This window comes from Pedobacter sp. (assembly GCF_965227205.1).
GTDB lineage: Bacteria > Bacteroidota > Bacteroidia > Sphingobacteriales > Sphingobacteriaceae > Pedobacter.
On record NZ_OZ245727.1, the window covers coordinates 899,089 to 918,145 of the forward strand.

At 36.2% G+C, this 19,057-nt stretch carries 13 protein-coding genes; 6 read left to right on the forward strand and 7 right to left on the reverse strand.

Going from position 1 to position 19,057, the window contains the following annotated elements:
* Positions 1 to 138: 138 nt before the first annotated feature.
* The 5 genes from ACO05K_RS03845 to ACO05K_RS03865 all read right to left on the reverse strand — a co-directional run bounded on the left by ACO05K_RS03845 (position 139) and on the right by ACO05K_RS03865 (position 6,056).
* Positions 139 to 1,515: a hypothetical protein gene (locus tag ACO05K_RS03845; protein ID WP_421943146.1), complete on the reverse strand. Its 1,377-nt coding sequence runs from the start codon at positions 1,513 to 1,515 to the stop codon at positions 139 to 141.
* Positions 1,516 to 1,545: 30 nt separating this feature from the next.
* Positions 1,546 to 2,091 (reverse strand): hypothetical protein, encoded by a 546-nt coding sequence (locus ACO05K_RS03850; RefSeq protein ID WP_421943147.1) that lies wholly within the window; start codon positions 2,089 to 2,091, stop codon positions 1,546 to 1,548.
* Between the two features lie 20 nt (positions 2,092 to 2,111).
* A complete protein-coding gene (locus ACO05K_RS03855) occupies positions 2,112 to 3,638 on the reverse strand; it encodes a WD40 repeat domain-containing protein (RefSeq protein WP_421943148.1) in 1,527 nt (508 codons plus the stop codon).
* A 51-nt stretch (positions 3,639 to 3,689) separates the two neighbouring features.
* The gene (locus tag ACO05K_RS03860) at positions 3,690 to 4,649 is read right to left on the reverse strand and encodes a hypothetical protein (protein WP_421943149.1); all 960 of its coding nucleotides are present in this window, start codon (positions 4,647 to 4,649) and stop codon (positions 3,690 to 3,692) included.
* Between the two features lie 333 nt (positions 4,650 to 4,982).
* Entirely contained in the window at positions 4,983 to 6,056 is a 1,074-nt protein-coding gene (locus tag ACO05K_RS03865) for a hypothetical protein (RefSeq protein WP_421943150.1), read from the reverse strand.
* A 232-nt stretch (positions 6,057 to 6,288) separates the two neighbouring features.
* Here ACO05K_RS03865 and ACO05K_RS03870 point away from each other — a divergent pair, with 232 nt between their 5' ends.
* Both ACO05K_RS03870 and ACO05K_RS03875 read left to right on the forward strand, forming a co-directional pair.
* On the forward strand, positions 6,289 to 8,238 hold the full coding sequence (locus ACO05K_RS03870; RefSeq protein ID WP_421943151.1) for a tetratricopeptide repeat-containing sensor histidine kinase: 1,950 nt from the start codon (positions 6,289 to 6,291) through the stop codon (positions 8,236 to 8,238).
* Complete coding sequence (locus tag ACO05K_RS03875; protein ID WP_421943152.1) at positions 8,235 to 8,852, forward strand: response regulator; 618 nt, start codon at positions 8,235 to 8,237, stop codon at positions 8,850 to 8,852. The genes ACO05K_RS03870 and ACO05K_RS03875 overlap by 4 nt, the downstream gene beginning before the upstream one ends.
* Before the next feature lie 63 nt (positions 8,853 to 8,915).
* Here ACO05K_RS03875 and katG read toward each other — a convergent pair whose 3' ends face one another.
* Entirely contained in the window at positions 8,916 to 11,192 is a 2,277-nt protein-coding gene (gene katG, locus ACO05K_RS03880; protein WP_421943153.1) for a catalase/peroxidase HPI, read from the reverse strand.
* Between the two features lie 360 nt (positions 11,193 to 11,552).
* Between katG and ACO05K_RS03885 the strand changes: the two genes are divergently transcribed.
* The 4 genes from ACO05K_RS03885 to ACO05K_RS03900 all read left to right on the forward strand — a co-directional run bounded on the left by ACO05K_RS03885 (position 11,553) and on the right by ACO05K_RS03900 (position 17,694).
* On the forward strand, positions 11,553 to 12,635 hold the full coding sequence (locus tag ACO05K_RS03885) for an efflux RND transporter periplasmic adaptor subunit (protein ID WP_421943154.1): 1,083 nt from the start codon (positions 11,553 to 11,555) through the stop codon (positions 12,633 to 12,635).
* A 20-nt stretch (positions 12,636 to 12,655) separates the two neighbouring features.
* A complete protein-coding gene (locus tag ACO05K_RS03890; protein WP_421943155.1) occupies positions 12,656 to 15,829 on the forward strand; it encodes an efflux RND transporter permease subunit in 3,174 nt (1,057 codons plus the stop codon).
* Positions 15,819 to 17,249, forward strand: a complete 1,431-nt coding sequence (locus tag ACO05K_RS03895; RefSeq protein WP_421943156.1) for a TolC family protein — start codon at positions 15,819 to 15,821, stop codon at positions 17,247 to 17,249. The genes ACO05K_RS03890 and ACO05K_RS03895 overlap by 11 nt, the downstream gene beginning before the upstream one ends.
* Before the next feature lie 265 nt (positions 17,250 to 17,514).
* The gene (locus tag ACO05K_RS03900; RefSeq protein ID WP_421943157.1) at positions 17,515 to 17,694 is read left to right on the forward strand and encodes a hypothetical protein; all 180 of its coding nucleotides are present in this window, start codon (positions 17,515 to 17,517) and stop codon (positions 17,692 to 17,694) included.
* Positions 17,695 to 18,021: 327 nt separating this feature from the next.
* Here ACO05K_RS03900 and ACO05K_RS03905 read toward each other — a convergent pair whose 3' ends face one another.
* On the reverse strand, positions 18,022 to 18,984 hold the full coding sequence (locus tag ACO05K_RS03905; RefSeq protein WP_421943158.1) for a GlxA family transcriptional regulator: 963 nt from the start codon (positions 18,982 to 18,984) through the stop codon (positions 18,022 to 18,024).
* Positions 18,985 to 19,057 lie beyond the last annotated feature (73 nt).

The following is a 19,057-nucleotide window of genomic DNA, read 5'->3' on the forward strand; positions in this document are numbered from 1 at the left end:
CTTAGGTTTGCCTAAGTAATTTAAACCTGACAGGAGCGAACACGAAGTGCAACGAAGTAAAGCGGATGGCAGGACTTGCGAAACCGATGAAAACAGAACCTTGCTTTTCAAAAGAATAATAAAATATTAGTTGAGAGATTAGTTTTTTGAGCGTGCAAAACCTGTAAAAATACCAGAACCGGGTGCATTAGCATCGTTTACCCACAAAATTCTTCCACCTTTGGTACAACTAAAGTATGCATCGAAAGTTTTGGTTTTTCCCTCCATGTTAGTAAACTGAATTTGCCAGTTATTTAGCAGTTTAAAGTTTCCGTCGCCTTTACCCTGAGCAACTTTTGTACTGCCCGCAAAGGAATTTGCTGCAACTAAATGCCATTTATACTTTTGCGCTACAAAAAACTCAAACTCTTGCGATGAGGTGTAAGTGCTCATACCTGCGCTATTGCCGGTATAAATATTTACATAATGGGTATTGTTAGAGAAATTTGTGGCCCATTTTCCACTCAAATCAGAAGTTGCAACAGCAAATCTGTTATAGTTCCCCATTTTTGAAAGTGGGCGTAAAAGGTCTACTTCACTGTTATGATTTATAGTTTCAGGATCGAATTGGAACGCATTTATGAAGTTGCTTTTGTTGGCTGTTATAAATTCTATCCAACCTGTTTCGCCCTGATTAAATAGCACAACGTATTTTTCCTGTCCGGTTTCTTTATCGGTAACAGTTGCCATGGCTAAGTATGGCCTGTTGTAATCAGAAATGTATGCCGTTTTATAATTTTTAAGGTTGTTATACCTTGGTGCAACCAAAATGTTCCATGCCGCGTTGGTTAACACATCTGGGTCTGCCGGAAATCTTGTGCCTTCTTTTGGGTAATGGATTAAAACTTTCAAATCATTTTTCGAAACCTCAACCCAATCTGTTTTTTCTATGCTTACCCAACCATCGTCAAAATTACTGGTTGTAAACGCATATGACGAATTGTTGGTTACAGTTTTTTTGGCTTGGGTTTGTGTTTCTTGCCTTTTACCGCTTTCTGGTTTTTTTAAACTTACAGATTCTAAAAAAGTTTCTAGTTCGGCTTGGAAAACATTGCTATTGGTTATTGTAAGCAAATTTACCATTTTACCTAACTGACTGCTGCCTACTAAAATAGCTGCACCTTTAATGCCATCTTTCTCAAATGGCGCAGAGCCCATTTTAGTTTCCCATCCGTTATCTGTACTGCCGGGCCGCATTACGGCTGCTGTAGTAATGCCCAAGTTTTCTTTTACTAAACTCTCCCAAGCCAGGTTAAAGTTTTCTTGTGCATTGGCTGTAGCAGCTGTAGATTTATAAATGGTTATTAAACAAAATTCACCTTTATTATTCTCTTTTGTAAAGGTAATGGTTCCGGCTTTTTGGCTTTTTACCCAGCCATTTGGAGGCATGTAGCTTACAATATCAAAAGTTTCTTTTTGCGCAAAACTACAGGCATAAAAGAAAAGGCTGCTAATCAGTAAACTTAAAACTTTCATCGCTTTTTAGTTTTTAAAATTTTTGAGAAATTACATTGCCGGTGCTGGTGCGGCAGGAGCGGCTGCTGAAGCTTTTTTTCTTCTGGTTAGTGTAGGCTGGCTATTTTCTTCTTCTCCGCTTTCAATTAAGAAAGATTTCCAGAAATTGTTAAATTCTAATAAGCACTCTTTATTATTGGTATTTAGCTGTATAAAAAAGGTTTGATTGCTATTTGTGTATGAGTAAAAGTAAACTGTTGCATTACCATTACTACCCTTTATACCGAAGCAAATATTATTGTTTAAAACAGAACGTTTCACCGATGTTGGATTGTTATCAAAATTGGCAGTGCTGCCAGTTTTTGAACGCAGTATCTTTAGAAACTGGATTTCGCTGTTTATAACAACTGGTTCGGAAGCAAAAATGCTGATTCTGCAAACACTCTCTTTGTTGTTGCTTTCTAAAACTATTGCGTCTTTTTGCTTTCCAACCGACCAGTTTGAAGGCGGAGTAAAAGTTAAAATGCCAAATTTAGATTGTGCTTGTAAATTGCCGCAGATAAATGTAATTAACGCAGCTAAAATGTAATTTTTCATAATGTTATGGTTTTAATGAATTAATTTGATACCGTAAAAATTCCGGTGCTGTTGTGTTTTTTATCTAACTTTTCGCCCGATGGAAAGGCAATTGTATTACCATCTCTGGAAATAGAAACTGTGCCAACACTTCCATTTGTAGGTGTACCAACAGCCAAAATTTTACCTGTTTCTAAATTTTTTAAAATAACGTTGCCGCCTAAATTTGTTGCAGCAGTAGGGAAGGCAATCCATTTTCCATTGTAAGAAATGGCTATTCTATCACCCTGCGCAATGGGACTATCCTTATCTGCAATAATGCCGCCTTCGGTTTGGCTTGCTCTTACTATTGCCCCAGTTTCAATGTCTGCTACATAAACCTGTTGGATAGGGGTTGTTTCGTCGCCAATCATATTAGTGGCTGTGGTTGCAAAGGTTACAAATTTACCATTGCCAGAAATAGTTGGCTTTACCACTCGGCTTGTACTTTCGTTACCCTGATTGCGTTCGGCACCTGAGGCGGTTAATGAAATGCGTTTTAGGTTAGGATTACCACTTTCCCAAATAAAAATATCCCAAAGGCGATTGGTATCACCATCTACCAATTTATCTGAGTTAGAATAAAATGCAATACGACTACCATCTTCAGAAATTGATGGATACATACCACCAACACCTTTTCCCGTTTTAGGGTCTTTACTAATTAAAATTGTTTCTCCTGTGACGGTGTTTTTTACATAAACATTGGTGGTAGAATTACCTTCAACACCTGGAGTTAGGTTGCTTGCATTTGATTGAAAAGCTATAAAACCTGCGTTACCTGAAATTGATGCTGCGGAGGAATGTGAATTCCCTTCACAGGTAATGCAATGCATTTGGTCTGTCATTAACGACCACATAAAAACATCACTTGCATTGTTGACATCTTTTGGTACAAGGTTAGTTGCACTACTTTCAAAAGCTACCTCATAACCTCTACTATTTATTACTGGCTCGTAACTATCTTTATTGGCCCCAAAACCATCTAAGCCTCTGCTAACAAGTGCTGTTTGGCCATTGCCTCGATTAAACCAAATAATCTGCCTGTTTTTACCTCCATGTTTTGGGTCAACATTCCAGGAGGTCATGTAGGTTATATATTGCCCTTCGTTTACACCAGTTGCAATTACACCTCCAACTGCCGGAGCAACACTGCCGTAAAAAGTGGCAAATGTTTTTGAATCTTTACTTCGGCTAACCAGCTCTACATTTTTTAAAGTCGGTGTACAGTCAACATCAACATTAGTTCTTGTTGTTGTTATGGTGCCTGTTGGATATTGAATAATGCATTTACGTGGACCACTAATTTGTTCAATTTTGTAGGCTGTTCCAAAATTTATACGCCGAGAAGGAAAAGTGATACTACGGGTAATAGTTGCGATTTCATTGAGGTACTTAAATTCAAACTTTTCGCCCTGCGTTACACCAATTACTTTTAATCCTAATATACCTTGTTGCTGGGCAAAACTGCTCGAAATAAATAACATAGAAAAGAGCAGAAATAGGATGCTAATTTTAAACTTTTTCATGATAATGTTTTGAGAACTATAATCAGTTGCGGATATCTTATTGAATTTTAATTAAGGAATTTTGGTAATAGATTTTAGCTTATTAAGCAGGCCTTTTTTTACCGTTGGTGCTTCTTTTTTGGGGCTCTCGTTATCATTTGATTTTGCAGCCGGAGCATTAATATTTTTCTCGGTAAGCTCATTATCCATAGCGTATTGCCCAATTTTTACGCCTTGATTTAACCAATCTTTGCAAAAACTTGTAGCAACACCATTTACTTCTTTACCAGCTCTGTAAATTGCTTTCCATTTTAAACTTTTCTTTTCAAATGCAGCGTTGTCAAATTTTTTCCTTCTTCCGGATGGTGTTGTTGCGGCATTAAAATCAACAGTGTTTGCCAATGTTATGTATTCTTGCAGCCTTGCTTTAACGGCATCAGCCGGATTAACAGGATACATTTTATTCCACTTGGTTTTATTTGGTGTTGGATCGCCTTGCTCGGCTATTGTCTTTTTTAAACTTGCAATTCCGGCTTCCATTTGCTGTAAAGTTGATGTAGGCATTTTTGCGCTTTTCATTTTTCCCAAACCAGCTTCAGCATCTTTTAAATTAGCTTTTAGCGATGCAATTGCCGAAGCATCCATTCTGTACGGTTCTGTAGTTGGTTTGGCCGCTTCTCTTTTATTAGCATATGCAACAGCAAAATCTTTACTTTCTATATATTGCTTTATGTATGCACAAACATCTTTGGTAATGCCTGCCTTATCGCCTGCGATAATTTGTGGCAACATACTTAATCGAGGAACTTTAAACGATTTCAATTGTTGATCGAGCGTATTTTCGGCACCACCAAAATCTTCTTGTTCGGCATCAACAGGCTTATTGGTAAAATCACCAACTACATTTTGCAAAATATAATCTTTCGCGGTTTTTTCCTGTAAACCAATGTTTTCCAAAATTTCGCTTGCAACTTTCCAGGAAACGGTTAGGAACATAAGACTTATTATTCCAAAAGTTAAGTGCTTTTTCATGTTTAGTTTTATTAATGGGATTGGTTAAACTATTTAAAGTTAGGCTCGTAAACGATGAATTTATATCCCCCAAAAGCATGATTTTTTTTGAAGCGCAAATTCATTGCCATTTATTTTCGTTAGTCCCGCCATCGCTGCAAGTCCTCATTTCGCTGCGCTCCATTGTGGGCTTTTCGCTTTGTCAGGGCTATAATATTTAGGTTAACCTAAGTAAGCTAAACCCGACAGGAGCGAGCATCCCGAATTTCTCGGGATACAGCGGATGGCGGGGCTTTCGGTACCTATAAAATGCCGAACCTTGCTTTTCAAAAAATTAATGGGTTTAATAATTATCTATTCTTTGCCAATAAAAATATCTGCAACTCTTGCATCGTTTTGGCTGCCATTAGCCAGATTTACCTTTGTGCCATTTTTCCAGTAAACGGCACTACTTTTTCCAGTTTCAAGATTGCGTATCGTTCCGCCAATGAAAATCTCTGCATTATTTAGAGCTATACTGCTCGTTTCAGATTCGCTACCTTCTGGTGTTTGAAGAATATTTATGGCATTATTTTTCCAATAACAGGCTTCCTTAATAGCGCCTCTGTTTCGTTTAAACCATCCAGAGGCATAAACATCATTCTCAATAATGGCTAAATCTTCTACACTTGCATCGCCAATTGTAGGTAGGCTTTGGCCCATTCCGTTTTTCCAAATCATAGCCTGGCTTACAAGATTAGCAGCATCGTAAGCGTAACCGCCTGCATATAAGGTGTTATTAACAAATTTGATGTCTTTTCCCATGCTCCATTGAGTGGTATGGGTAAACGTTAAATCGCTTCTGGTTCCATTTTTCCAATAACTCGCCACCTCTATACCTGGATACTTTGTACTTTGCCCGGTAATGTAAATATCATTTCCTGATACATAAATGGCGTTTGCGTTGTTAATGGCAGAATTGTCATGCACATCAGTAATAACCGTTGGTACTCCATTCTTCCAATAACAGATTTTGGCGCTAAAGCCATTATCAACAGACCCTGAAACATATACATCATTACCCACTATAAACATTTTTTGTGGCGATACGCGAGGGAAACCGGTTATCATTTGTAAATCTTGCTTTGTGCTATTTTTCCAAACACAGCCTATAAAAGTTCCATTACTATTGTAGCTGCCGCATACATAAATATCTTTATCTTTTTGGATGATGGTGCTTGTGCTTCCGAAAGCGGTTTCGGGCATTGGAAGTAAAACGAGATTGCCGTTTTTCCAGTAACAAGCCTTACTCATTCCTGTAACATCTATAACCGAACCTGCGGCATAAACCACATTTACGCCTTCGTCATCAGGAATATTTGTAATGACTTCTTTTTTGCAGGCAACAAGACAGATAATTATTGCCAGTAATGTGCTTAACTTTTTCATAAGAGTTTACTGTTTAATTTTATGATATAAAGTTGAGTTCAAAATCTGAGGAAGTTTATCCCCGAAAAGTATGATTTTAATCTAACTGCTTAAAAATGAGTAAATCATCAAATACAATTTTTATATTTAGTACACCAATGATACTAGGTTTATGCTCCTCAACTCGAAAAAAAATCATAGAAAAAGGGGAGTTCATGTACATTATAATTGGTTTTATTTGTACCTAAATAATATGAAAATATCTCTTAAAAAACTGGTGTTTCCTTTTGTGTTTTTTATTTCTGTTTCTGTAAATGCCCAACAAATAAAAATTGATAGCATTAAACGTTTGTTGCAAGTAAGTACCAACCCGGCAGATCAGATTATTGCTTTAAAAGATTTGGCAAAACTTCACGAAAACAAGGACAAGAAAGTAGCCGTTAAGTATTATACAGAAGCATTGAACCTAGCAAATCGTAATAACCTTGGTTATGAAAAAGCAGTGGTCTACCAGAATAAATCATTCATGCTTACGGCAGCATCTGATTATAAAGGCGCATTAAAAATTTTAGATTCGGCATTGCAAGCTGTAAAAAGAACAAATAACACTAATAAAGATGATTTATTGGCGAAGATTAACTTAACGATTTCGACTAACTACAGGTATTTAGGCGATTTTAAAAAATCTGTTGACTATCAAATGAGTGCTATTAAAGTATTTGAGAGACTAAAAAACTATCAGTCTTTAGTAAACTCTTATTATAATTTGAGCTTGTTTTATAAAGATATTAACGACTATAAAAATGAGTTGGAAAGTAGTAAAAAGGCAATGGAGTATGCAAAACTTGCAAATAACAAAGAAGCTTTGTTTATCGCAAATGTTGCGCTACTGCAGTCGTATATTTTTTTGCAGGATATTAAAAATGCTAAAATAACCAGAAACAACGCATTAATAAATTATAGAACTACCTATCAACCAACTAAGCTAATAGCCTATCACCTTATTTCTGGCGTACTGAACATGAATTTAAGCGAGCTGGGTGAAGCCAATAACGATTTTAACAGCAGCTTGCGCATTGCTGAGGAAAATCAAATGAATTTTAGTATTGTTCAATCTAAAATGCAGCTTTCGAGGGTGTTGGCGTTGCAGAAAAAATTTTCTGAGGCTGAACGTATTCTAAAATCAAGTGAAGTTGAAGTGAATAAAACAAATGAAATTAATCAAAAATTGATTTTACTTGAAAACTACGCCAGATTATATATGGAATGGGGCAAGTATAAGGAAGCGTTGGAGTACAATATAAAAAACACAGAATTGGGCGATTCAATAATTTCACTAGATAATAAAAACTACATCGCTTCTTTAGAAAAAAAATACGAAACGGAGAAGAAAGATAACCAAATAAAATTGCAAGACGCGACCATTCGCGAGAAAAATACACTTAATTACATTCTAATTAGCGGGGCAGTTGCTTTATTAATAATTGGATTTTTAGGTTATAGAAATTATAGAAATAAACAAAAGCTTCAACAACAACTGATTAACGAGTTAGAAACGGAGAAACAGTTAACCGCTACAGAAGCCGTTTTAAAAGGAGAAGAGCAAGAAAGAACTCGCTTGGCAAAAGATTTACACGATGGTTTAGGTGGCATGCTTAGCGGTATTAAATATTCATTTCAGCATATGAAGGGGAATCTTATTATGACGCCTGACAACGCACAGGCATTTGAACGAAGCATGGAAATGCTTGATAGTTCGATAAAAGAGATGCGTAGGGTAGCACACAACATGATGCCGGAAGCATTGGTGAAATTTAGTTTAGATACAGCGCTAAAAGATTTTTGTGCCGATGTTAACACTAGTGGTGCTTTACAGGTTAGTTATCAAGCTATTGGTATGGAAAATGTAACTTTAGACAATACAACTTCTATTACCATATTTAGAATTGTACAAGAATTACTTAATAATACCATGAAACACGCTGCCGCTCGTACAGCTGTTGTTCAGCTTGCCAAAACCGGAAATAACGTTAGCATAACTGTAGAAGATGATGGTGATGGTTTCGATTTGAATATTCTAAATAAAGTTGAGGGAATTGGCTGGAATAATATTAAAAATAGAGTTGATTTCTTAAAAGGGAAATTGGATGTTAAATCTGAAAAGGACAGTGGAACATCTGTACATATAGAATTTAATGTATGATAGTGATAAAGGTTTTTATGGTTGATGACCACTATATGGTTATTGAAGGCGTAAAATCGTTACTTCAAAATGAAGCAAATATATCATGGGTTGGACATGCAAGCTCATCTGAATCTTGCCTTGCTTTTTTAAAACTCCACGAACCTGATGTTATTTTAATGGATATTAATTTAGGCGAAGAAAGCGGGATAGAATTGTGTGAAATTGTTCGTAAAACTTATCCAAATATTAAAGTTTTAGGATTAAGCACTTTTAATCAGCAAAGTTTTATTCAAAAAATTATTGATAAAGGTGCATCAGGCTATCTGCTGAAAAATGCTACCAGAAAAGAACTCACCGATGCAATTTTTACGGTTATGGCCGGAAAAACTTATTTAAGTGCAGAAGCATCTCAGGTTTTAAGAAAAAGTGATGATTCAAACATTTTACTTACCAGAAGAGAAAAAGAAATTTTAGAACTCATTGCCGACGGCTTAACGAATAACGAAATTGCAACGAAGCTTTTTGTTAGCGTAACCACAATAGATACGCATCGAAAAAATCTACTTGCTAAATTTCAGGCGAAAAACATTGCTTCTTTAGTTAAAACTGCCATCAGGCAGAATTTGATTTGATAAAACAAAAAAAGGTGCTGTAAATAATACAACACCTTTATATTTTGAATTAATAATGTCTGATTAACTCAAATCAAACCTATCTAAATTCATTACTTTATTCCAAACTTTAACGAAATCGTTAACAAATTTCTCTTTTGAATCTGTACTTCCGTAAACTTCTGCAATTGCCCTAAGTTCAGAATTCGAACCGAATACTAAATCAGCACGAGTTGCAGTCCATTTTGGTTGTCCAGTTTTACGGTTTGTTCCGATATAAAGTTCCTTATCATCAGATGTTGATTTCCATTGGGTATTCATATCAAGTAAGTTGATGAAGAAATCATTTGTAAGTTGACCTGGATTTTCGGTGAAAACGCCGTTTTTTGAACCATCTGCATTAATATCCAACACTCTTAAGCCGCCTAAAAGTACCGTCAATTCTGGTGCAGTTAGCGTTAAAAGTTGAGCTTTATCAACCAATAATTCTTCTGTTGAAACCTGAAACTTAATTTTTCTATAATTTCTGAATCCATCAGCAACCGGCTCTAAATAGCCAAATGATTCGATATCAGTTTGCTCTTGCGAAGCATCCATACGACCGGCTGAAAACGGAATATTTACAGAATGACCTGCCTTGTTTGCAGCCTGCTCAACACCAACTGTTCCTGCTAATACAATTAAATCTGCAAGTGAAACTTTCTTGCCATCAATAGCACTGTTGTTAAAGTTTTGTTGGACGCTTTCTAGCTTAGCCAATACTGTTTGTAATTGCTCTGGATTATTAACTTTCCAATCTTTTTGTGGCAATAGGCGAATTCTTGCGCCATTTGCACCGCCACGCTTATCAGAACCACGGAATGTAGAAGCTGAAGCCCATGCGGTAGAAACCAACTGACTAACACTTAATCCCGACTCAGCGATTTTATTTTTTAATGCTGAAATATCATTTTCATCAACCAATGGATGATTAACTGCAGGAATTACATCTTGCCATAATAAATCTTCTTGTGGCACATCTGCACCTTGATAACGAGCTTTCGGACCCATATCGCGATGTGTTAACTTAAACCATGCTCTCGAAAAAGCATCAGCAAAAGCATCAGGATTTTCTAAAAAGCGTCTTGATATTTTTTCATAAGCAGAGTCAAATCTCAATGAAAGATCTGTAGTAAGCATAGTTGGCTTATGTTTTTTGTTGCTATCAAATGCATCAGGGATAATAGAATCTGCATCTTTTGCTACCCATTGGTGCGCACCAGCCGGACTTTTAGTTAATTCCCATTCAAAACCAAAAAGATTTTCGAAAAAGTTATTACTCCATTGCGTTGGTGTGATTGTCCAGATTACTTCTAAACCACTGGTTATTGCATCAGCGCCTTTACCAGAGCCATATTTATTATTCCAGCCAAATCCTTGCGATTCAATATCTGAGGCTTCTGGTTCTTTGCCTACATTATCTGCAGATGCCGCACCATGCGTTTTACCGAATGTATGTCCGCCGGCAATTAAAGCCACTGTTTCTTCATCATCCATCGCCATACGGGCAAAAGTATCTCGGATATCTTTTGCAGCCAAAATTGGGTCAGGGTTACCATCTGGTCCTTCAGGATTTACATAAATTAAACCCATTTGTACCGCTGCAAGGGGTTTTTCCAAATTGCGGGAATGTACATCGCCATCTGCATCATCATCCGTAACAACTACTCCATGATTTTTTGGCGCACCGTCAGAACCATGAGCATAACGAACATCGCCACCTAACCAGGTAGTTTCCGAACCCCAATAGACAGATTCATCAGCTTCCCAAACATCTTCTCTGCCTCCGGCAAAACCAAAGGTTTTAAAACCCATAGATTCTAAAGCAATGTTTCCAGCTAAAATCATCAAATCTGCCCAAGATATTTTTTGACCATATTTTTGTTTAATTGGCCAAAGTAATCTACGTGCTTTATCTAAACTAACATTATCAGGCCAGCTGTTTAATGGCGCAAAACGCTGTAAACCCGCACCTGCACCACCACGGCCATCGCCAACACGGTATGTACCTGCACTATGCCAAGCCATACGGATAAAAAGACCACCGTAATGCCCAAAATCAGCCGGCCACCAATCTTGAGAATCTGTCATTAAAGCATGTAAATCATTTTTTACCGCTTCTAAATCCAAACTATTAAAAGCCTCAACGTAGCTAAAATCTTTATCCATTGGGTTTGATAAAGAAGATTGCTGACGAAGGATATTAAGTTTAAGTTGATTAGGCCACCAATTGTGGTTACGGGTACCGCCACCACCTACATTATGTTTCATGGTGCCATTATGAAATGGGCATTTGCTGATGTCGTTAGGATCTTTTTCCATATTATAATATTTATGTTTTGTTTAAATAAGCCAAGGCTAAAATTTTCGGCTGATATAAAATTAGGGTATTGAAACCAGTAATCACAATCAATTAATTCTATATATTAATAGTTAAAAGCTATTAATTGTTTATTGCTTAATTAAAATATGTTATTAGTAATCAGCCTTAGTTGCCGTCATTGTATCAACTTCATTATAACTTCATAAATCTGTCTTTATTTCGTACCAGTATTAAATCACAAGGGTACGTTAATTTAAAAGGTCTAATTTATTTCTGTAACAGAAATTGTCTTGCAAATTGAATGCTCTTGAATTTAATCATAAAAAAAATTAAATCAGATAAACTATTCGACAAAAAAGATGAGAAGAAGTGTTATGTGTTTAGGCCTTTGTGCCTTGCTTTACGTTACAGGTTGTACATCAAAAAAAGAAGAAAAGGAAGAGGAAGTAACTTATACTGCTACTTCGCCTGTTACCATGGATACATCCTTTACAAAGGAATATGTATCGCAAATTAAATCCGTTAGAAACATAGAAATTCGTGCACAGGAAAAGGGTTATTTGCAAAATATATATGTTGATGAAGGTCAGCATGTAAAAGCCGGACAATTATTGTTCAGGATTATGCCGAGAATGGCGCAAGCTGAATTATTAAAGGCACAGGCAGAAACCAAAGCTGCTGAAATCGAGTTAGAAAATACCAAATTACTTTCTGATAAAAATGTGGTAGCTAAAAATGAATTGGCTATGGCAAAAGCAAAATTGCAACAAGCAAATGCGCAAACTTCGGTTGCTAAATTCCATTTATCTAATACAGAAATTCGGGCTCCATTCGATGGTACGATTGACCGTATTCCTTTAAAATTAGGAAGTTTGGTAGATGAAGGTGCATTGCTTACAAGCCTTTCAGATAATAGTCAGGTTTTTGCTTATTTCAACGTATCAGAGCCTGAATATCTGAATTATCAAAGCACAGCAAAATCAAAAGAACCACAAGAAGTGAGCTTATTATTAGCTAATAATCAACTCTTAAGTTCAAAAGGTAAGGTTGAGGTAATTGAAAGTGAGTTCGATTCAGAAACTGGAAACATTGCTTTTAGAGCTAAATTTCCAAATCCAAATCAATTATTAAGAAATGGCGAAACCGGTAAAATTCAAATGGTTGTGCCTTTAAAAAACGCCTTAATTATTCCTCAAAAAGCAACTTACGAATTACAGGATAAACGATTTGTATTTGTAATCGATAGTAAAAACATTGTAAGATCAAGGGAAATTGGTATTGGCGGCGAATTGCCGGATATATATATCGTATCTAAAGGTCTTTCTGCCGGAGATAAAATTTTATTAGAAGGCGTTCAGAAAGTTAAAGACGACGATAAGATTAAATTCACTTTCGTAGCTCCAAAAGAAGCATTACAACAATTGCAATTAAAGGCTGAATAATTTCCCATAACAAGATCATCATGTTTAGTAAATTCATAAAAAGACCCGTACTGTCAATTGTTATTTCACTTGTAATAGTATTTATCGGAGTTTTGGCCCTTGTTGGCCTGCCCGTAACACAACTTCCGAATATTTCTCCGCCAATGGTAAACATTACGGCAGAATATCCCGGAGCAAATAACGAGTTATTAATTAAAGCCGTTGTTATTCCATTAGAGAGAGCTTTAAACGGTATCCCTGGAATGAAGTATATGACTTCTGACGCAGGTAACGATGGTGAGGCATCTGTGCAGCTTGTATTTAATTTGGGTACAGATCCAGATCAGGCTACGATTAATGTTCAAAACCGTGTGGCTGCAGTTACCAATAAATTACCTCCTCTAGTTATTCGTGAGGGGATTAAAATCAGTCGCCAGCAACCGAATATGTTAATGTACATTAACGTATTTAGTAAAGACCCGCACATGAATGAAAATTTCCTTTACAATTACTCGGACATTAATTTGCTTCCGGAATTGAAAAGAGTAGATGGTGTTGGTTTTGCAGATATTTTGGGTAACCGCGAATATGCGATGCGTATTTGGTTAAAGCCTGATAAAATGCTGTCGTATAAAATTTCATCCGAAGAAGTTTTAGAGGCATTAAATAACCAAAGTTTAGAAGCTTCGCCTGGTAAAACCGGTGAAAGTTCTGGTAAACGTTCAGAATCTTTCGAGTACGTACTAAAATACTCTGGTCGTTTTACAACTGAAGATGGTTACAAGAATATTATTTTAAGAGCTAGCCCAAATGGGGAGTTGTTACGATTAAAAGACGTTGCCGATGTAGAATTTGGAAGTTCGATGTACGATTTGTATTCGCACATTAATGGCAAACCTTCTGCAGCAATTGTGTTAAAGCAATCTTACGGCAGTAATGCCCAAGACGTAATCAAAAATGTTAAGGCAAGGATGGAGGAAATTAAAGCTTCATCATTTCCCAAAGGGATGGATTACGAGATCAGTTATGATGTTTCTAAATTCCTGGATGCATCTATCGAGAAAGTAGTACATACACTTGTAGAAGCATTTATTTTAGTGGGTTTAGTGGTTTTCATTTTCTTAGGAGATTGGAGATCAACCTTAATCCCTGCGATTGCAGTTCCGGTTTCATTAATTGGATCGTTCATCTTCATGCAGTTTTTTGGCATCACCTTAAATTTAATTACCCTATTTGCTTTGGTGTTGGCAATTGGTATTGTGGTAGATGATGCCATCGTGGTAATTGAAGCGGTACACGCCAAGATGGAAGCCGACAGGCGACTCTCGGTATTAAAAGCAACACAATTGGCTTTAAGCGAAATTGGGGGAGCGATTGTGGCCATAACCTTTTTAATGGCATCGGTATTTATTCCGGTAGCATTTATGTCGGGCCCGGTTGGTGTATTCTATCGTCAATTCTCGATTACCATGGCTACTGCAATTATCTTATCAGGTGTTATTGCTTTAACCTTAACTCCGGCCTTATGTGCAATTATGCTTAAAAAACATAGTGGTCATCCGAAGAAAAAAGCGCTTATTGATAAAGCATTGGATGCTTTTAATGCCTGGTTTTTTAGATTGACTGGTCGTTACCAAAAAGTAATGGATAAAGTGGTTACCCGCAGACTGCTGTTGTTTGGAATTTTGGGTGCCTTCTGTGTGGGTACATACTTTTTAAGTAATAGTGTGCCATCAGGGTTCATCCCGAACGAAGATCAGGGAATGATTTATGCCATTATTCAAACGCCTCCGGGTTCAACATTGGAAAGAACAAATGAGGTTTCGGAAAAGCTAGAGAAAATTTGTGAGGAAATTGAAGGTGTAAAATCAGTTTCAGCTTTGGCAGGTTACGAAGTGTTAACCGAAGGAACTGGTTCAAACTCAGGAACGTGTTTAATTAACCTTAAAGATTGGAATGAACGTAAAAACTCAGCTCAGGATGTAATCAAAGAATTAGAAGAAAAATCCAAGAATTTACCGGGTGCAACTGTTGAGTTTTTCCAACCTCCGGCAATTCCGGGTTATGGTGCCGCTGGTGGTTTCGAACTTCGTTTAATAGATAAAGCTGGTAACAACAATTATGTTCAGATGGAAAAAGTGAGTAAGGATTTTGTGAAAGAACTAAATAAACGTCCTGAATTACAATCTGTATTTACATTTTATAGTGCAAGTTTCCCGCAGTATATGGTAAATATTGATAATGATAAAGCGCAGCAAAAAGGCGTTACACCAGAGAAAGCTTTAGAAACGCTATCTGATTTAATTGGTAGTAACTACGAAACCAACTTTATCAAATTTGGTAGGCAATATAAAGTTATTGTTCAGGCTTTGCCACAATATCGTGCTTTGCCGCAAGATGTAATGAAGTTATACGTGAAAAACGATAAAGACCAGATGGTTCCTTTCTCATCATTTATGACGATGGACAAAGTTTACGGACTTTCGGAAATTACCCGGCACAACATGTATAACTCAGCTGAGATAAATGGTTCTCAGGCAATAGGTTACAGCTCTGGCGAAGCATTAAAAGCCGTTGAAGAAGTCGCGAAAAAAACTTTACCTAGAGGTTACGGTATTGATTGGGCAGGTATTTCTAAAGACCAGGCAACCAGAGGAAACGAAGCAATTTACATCTTCCTGATTTGTTTAGGCTTTGTGTACTTGGTTCTTTCCGCACAGTATGAAAGTTTCATTTTACCGTTGGCTGTTATCGTATCCTTACCAGCAGGTATTTTCGGAGCATTTTTATTCTTGCAGCTTTTTGGTTTGGAGAATAACATTTATGCTCAGGTATCGATGGTAATGCTAATCGGTTTGCTGGGTAAAAATGCGGTGTTGATTGTGGAGTTTGCCGCATTAAAACATGCTGAAGGAAAATCAATTCTGGCCTCGGCAATGGAAGGTGCGGTTGTGAGGTTCCGCCCTATTTTGATGACATCCTTTGCCTTTATTGCTGGTTTAATTCCTTTGGTTTTTGCTACCGGACCAGGTGCAATTGGTAACCGTACCATTGGAACCGCTGCTGCCGGAGGTATGTTATTCGGAACTGTATTCGGGGTTATTGTAATTCCGGGATTGTACTATGTGTTTGGTACCATAGCCGATAAACGTAAACTTATCAAAATTGAAGAAGAACATCCTTTAACCGAAGATTTAGAAAACAATGTTGAATAATAGATATAAAATGGTTGGGTTGGCTTTTATGTGCGCTGTTTACAGCGCATGTAAAGTGCCTGAATTTGCTCAACGCGATGAAAATAAAAATGTTCCGACAAGCTTTGGGCTTAGTCAGGATACTTTAAGCAGTGGAAAATTGCAATGGCGTCAGTTTTTTACCGACCCAAATTTGGTAAGCCTGATTGATACTGCTTTAAAAAATAATCAGGAGCTTAATATCACACTTCAGGAAATAGAAATCGCCAGAAACGAAATCAAGGCTAAAAACGGAGAGTTGTTACCAACTGTTGGTTATCGGGTAGGTGCAGGATTTGATAAAGTGGGTCGTTACACCAGTGCTGGTGCAGGAGATGCATCAACAGATATTACTCCGGGTAAAGGTGTGCCAGATATTTTGCCAGATTATGCCTTTGGTTTACAAGCCAATTGGGAAGCTGATATTTGGCATAAACTTCGCAATGCGAAAAAAGCAGCATTAACAAGATATTTATCAACGGTTGAAGGCAAAAACTTTGTGGTAACTAATCTTGTATCTGAAATTGCAAACACTTATTACGAACTGCTTGCTCAAGATAATCAATTGGAAATTGTAAAACAGAACATTGCACTTCAAAGCAATGCACTCGAATTGATGAAAATTCAAAAACAGGCAACCAGAGTTACTGAATTGGCTGTACGTAAATTTGAGGCAGAAGTTTTGAGCTCAAAAAGTCTGGAGTTTGAAATTCAGCAACAGATTACTGAATCAGAAAATAAAATCAACTTTTTATTAGGAAGGTTCCCACAGCCAATTATTCGCGATAAAGGTAGTTTTACAACGCTTGTACCAGCTAACATTCAGGCTGGTTTACCAGCACAGTTATTAGCCAATCGTCCGGATATAAAACAAGCCGAATACGATTTAGCTGCTGCAAAGCTTGATGTTAAAGTAGCAAAAGCACAGTTTTATCCATCTTTAGGTATATCTGCAACGCTTGGTTATCAGGCATTTAATCCTTCTTATTTATTGAGAACTCCAGAATCATTAATATATTCTTTAGCAGGCGATTTAGCGGGACCTTTAATTAATAGAAATGCAATTAAAGCAGAATATTTAACTGCAAATGCTAAACAATTACAGGCAGTATTCAACTATGAAAAAACCATTTTAAATGGATATATCGATGTTGCGAACCAATTATCAAATATTTGGAATCTTCAAAAAAGCTACGATTTAAAAGCCAAGCAAGTTCAGGCATTAACTCAATCGATAGAAATTTCGAATGATTTATTTAGAGCAGCAAGAGCGGATTATTTTGAGGTTTTAATGACTCAAAGAGATGCTTTACAATCAAAACTTGAACTAATTGAAACTAAAAAACAACAGTTAAACGCTGTGGTAAATGTTTACCATGCTTTAGGCGGTGGTTGGAATTAAATTTAAAAAACAACAACACACATAATGGTTAAGAGGCTTCCTTATTGGAAGCCTTTTGCTTTTTTAAGAAATCAATAGAGTGCTTGCTGATTTTTATATTCTAATTGAAGATAATTTATTATTCTTTTTTTCGTTTTTATAACTCTGAGTCAGCAATAAAATAAGTTATATTAAAGTCACAACTGTTAACCAGATATTTAGTTGTCATTTACCGAAACATTGTTTGTAGTTTATTGTTGCTTAGATAGATAAAGAGGGGATTATAATGATAAATATTTCGAAGCATACCAAAGCATCTGTATTAGATCGTGTAAAGAAGGGTGATATTATTAGCTACGATAAAAAAACCGGAGAAGTAATTGCCATACAGGTATTAAAGCATAATACGCAGAACGAATATTATTATAAAATTAAAAATGATGGCGTAGTATTGGTTATCAAATAATTTCTAAATCTGATAAATACAAATTTCACCCTGCGCTTTAAGCGTAAGTATCCTTAGTTTCATTTTCGGTTGAAACTAAAACTACAACATTTCGTAATCTTTTGGCATTGGTTCGGCAGAGTAATAGCAGCAAACCGTTGAGAAAAGTGAAATAATGTAGAAGGAACAAATAATTAAAAGAAATGTGCTCATAATTAGGGATAATTATTTGGTTAAATAACTATAACGTTAAGTTAACAACAATTATTTTATTATTTAGATTTATTTTTAATTGTATTCTATAGTTTACAATAATTAACACATTTTGATGATTTATATCATCAAAAATTACCTAACCTGAAATTTATCTCTGTATTGAGATGGGGTCATTCCAACTGTTTTTCTAAATATTTTTCTAAACGCCTTCGGATCATTATAACCTGAGTTATAAATAACCTCCGTCATTTGCTGCGCAGTTTGTTCCAGTAACTTTTTTGCGGCTTCGATACGGGTTTGTTGTAGATATTCAATTGGTGTAATGCCTATAACTTGTTTAAACCGCCTAACAATATTTCTTCTACTCGATGGAATATCCTTAATCATTTCTTCGATTGTTGAAACATCCTGATAATTGCTTTCGATTTTATCTTGGGCTGAAGCCACAATATCATCATTATGGTGTCTGGATGGTTGAAAGGAACTAAAATAAGACTGGTTAGATCTGTCCATATCAATAGCAAAAATCTTTGCCGTTTTTATCGCCAGTTCTTTGCCACAATGTATTTGAAGCAAATATAAAAGCAGGTGAAAAGTAGAGGTTGCTCCACCACTTGTAAACAGTTGCCCATCTTGCGTAACTGTTTTATCTGGTTTAAGCCTTACTTGCGGAAAGGCAGCAGAAAATGCAGCACAAGCATCAACATGGGTTGTTGCAGCTTTTCCATCAAGTAAACCTGTCGCGGCAAGTAAAAATGCTCCGGTACAAAAAGTAGCAATTTCAGTTTTCGCATTGTACTGTTTTATTAGCCAGGGAATAAATGGCTTATTTAAGAAAATTGTATTTCTAATGTTATCGGTGGTAAAAGAAGGAATTAAAATCAAATCGTATTTAATTTCGCTAGAAATAGTTTCGCTATTGTAGGTTTTAAAAAAGCCATCAACGTCTTTATCCAAAGTTATCAAAGTAATATCAAATAACTTTTTAGAGGCTTCATCAATTTGAAATTTATTGGCAGTTTCTAAAACTTCTAAAATTGCTGCAACGCTTAATAGTTTGTATTGTTCTGGAATTAAAACGCCTATTTTATTCATTTTGGTTAGTTTTTGTACTTAAGTAAATATATAAATTTTGTCTTAAACACACCTCAATGTTGACTTTAATAGC

What these genes read in the sequence shown, in the direction of transcription:
- ACO05K_RS03855 (WP_421943148.1), bottom strand. Translation starts at nt 3,638, where the DNA reads ATGAAAAAGTTTAAAATTAGCATCCTATTTCTGCTCTTTTCTATGTTA.
- ACO05K_RS03845 (WP_421943146.1), bottom strand. Translation starts at nt 1,515, where the DNA reads ATGAAAGTTTTAAGTTTACTGATTAGCAGCCTTTTCTTTTATGCCTGT.
- ACO05K_RS03865 (WP_421943150.1), bottom strand. Translation starts at nt 6,056, where the DNA reads ATGAAAAAGTTAAGCACATTACTGGCAATAATTATCTGTCTTGTTGCC.
- ACO05K_RS03890 (WP_421943155.1), top strand. Translation starts at nt 12,656, where the DNA reads ATGTTTAGTAAATTCATAAAAAGACCCGTACTGTCAATTGTTATTTCA.
- ACO05K_RS03905 (WP_421943158.1), bottom strand. Translation starts at nt 18,984, where the DNA reads ATGAATAAAATAGGCGTTTTAATTCCAGAACAATACAAACTATTAAGC.
- katG (WP_421943153.1), bottom strand. Translation starts at nt 11,192, where the DNA reads ATGGAAAAAGATCCTAACGACATCAGCAAATGCCCATTTCATAATGGC.
- ACO05K_RS03885 (WP_421943154.1), top strand. Translation starts at nt 11,553, where the DNA reads ATGAGAAGAAGTGTTATGTGTTTAGGCCTTTGTGCCTTGCTTTACGTT.
- ACO05K_RS03900 (WP_421943157.1), top strand. Translation starts at nt 17,515, where the DNA reads ATGATAAATATTTCGAAGCATACCAAAGCATCTGTATTAGATCGTGTA.
- ACO05K_RS03895 (WP_421943156.1), top strand. Translation starts at nt 15,819, where the DNA reads ATGTTGAATAATAGATATAAAATGGTTGGGTTGGCTTTTATGTGCGCT.
- ACO05K_RS03875 (WP_421943152.1), top strand. Translation starts at nt 8,235, where the DNA reads ATGATAGTGATAAAGGTTTTTATGGTTGATGACCACTATATGGTTATT.
- ACO05K_RS03850 (WP_421943147.1), bottom strand. Translation starts at nt 2,091, where the DNA reads ATGAAAAATTACATTTTAGCTGCGTTAATTACATTTATCTGCGGCAAT.
- ACO05K_RS03870 (WP_421943151.1), top strand. Translation starts at nt 6,289, where the DNA reads ATGAAAATATCTCTTAAAAAACTGGTGTTTCCTTTTGTGTTTTTTATT.
- ACO05K_RS03860 (WP_421943149.1), bottom strand. Translation starts at nt 4,649, where the DNA reads ATGAAAAAGCACTTAACTTTTGGAATAATAAGTCTTATGTTCCTAACC.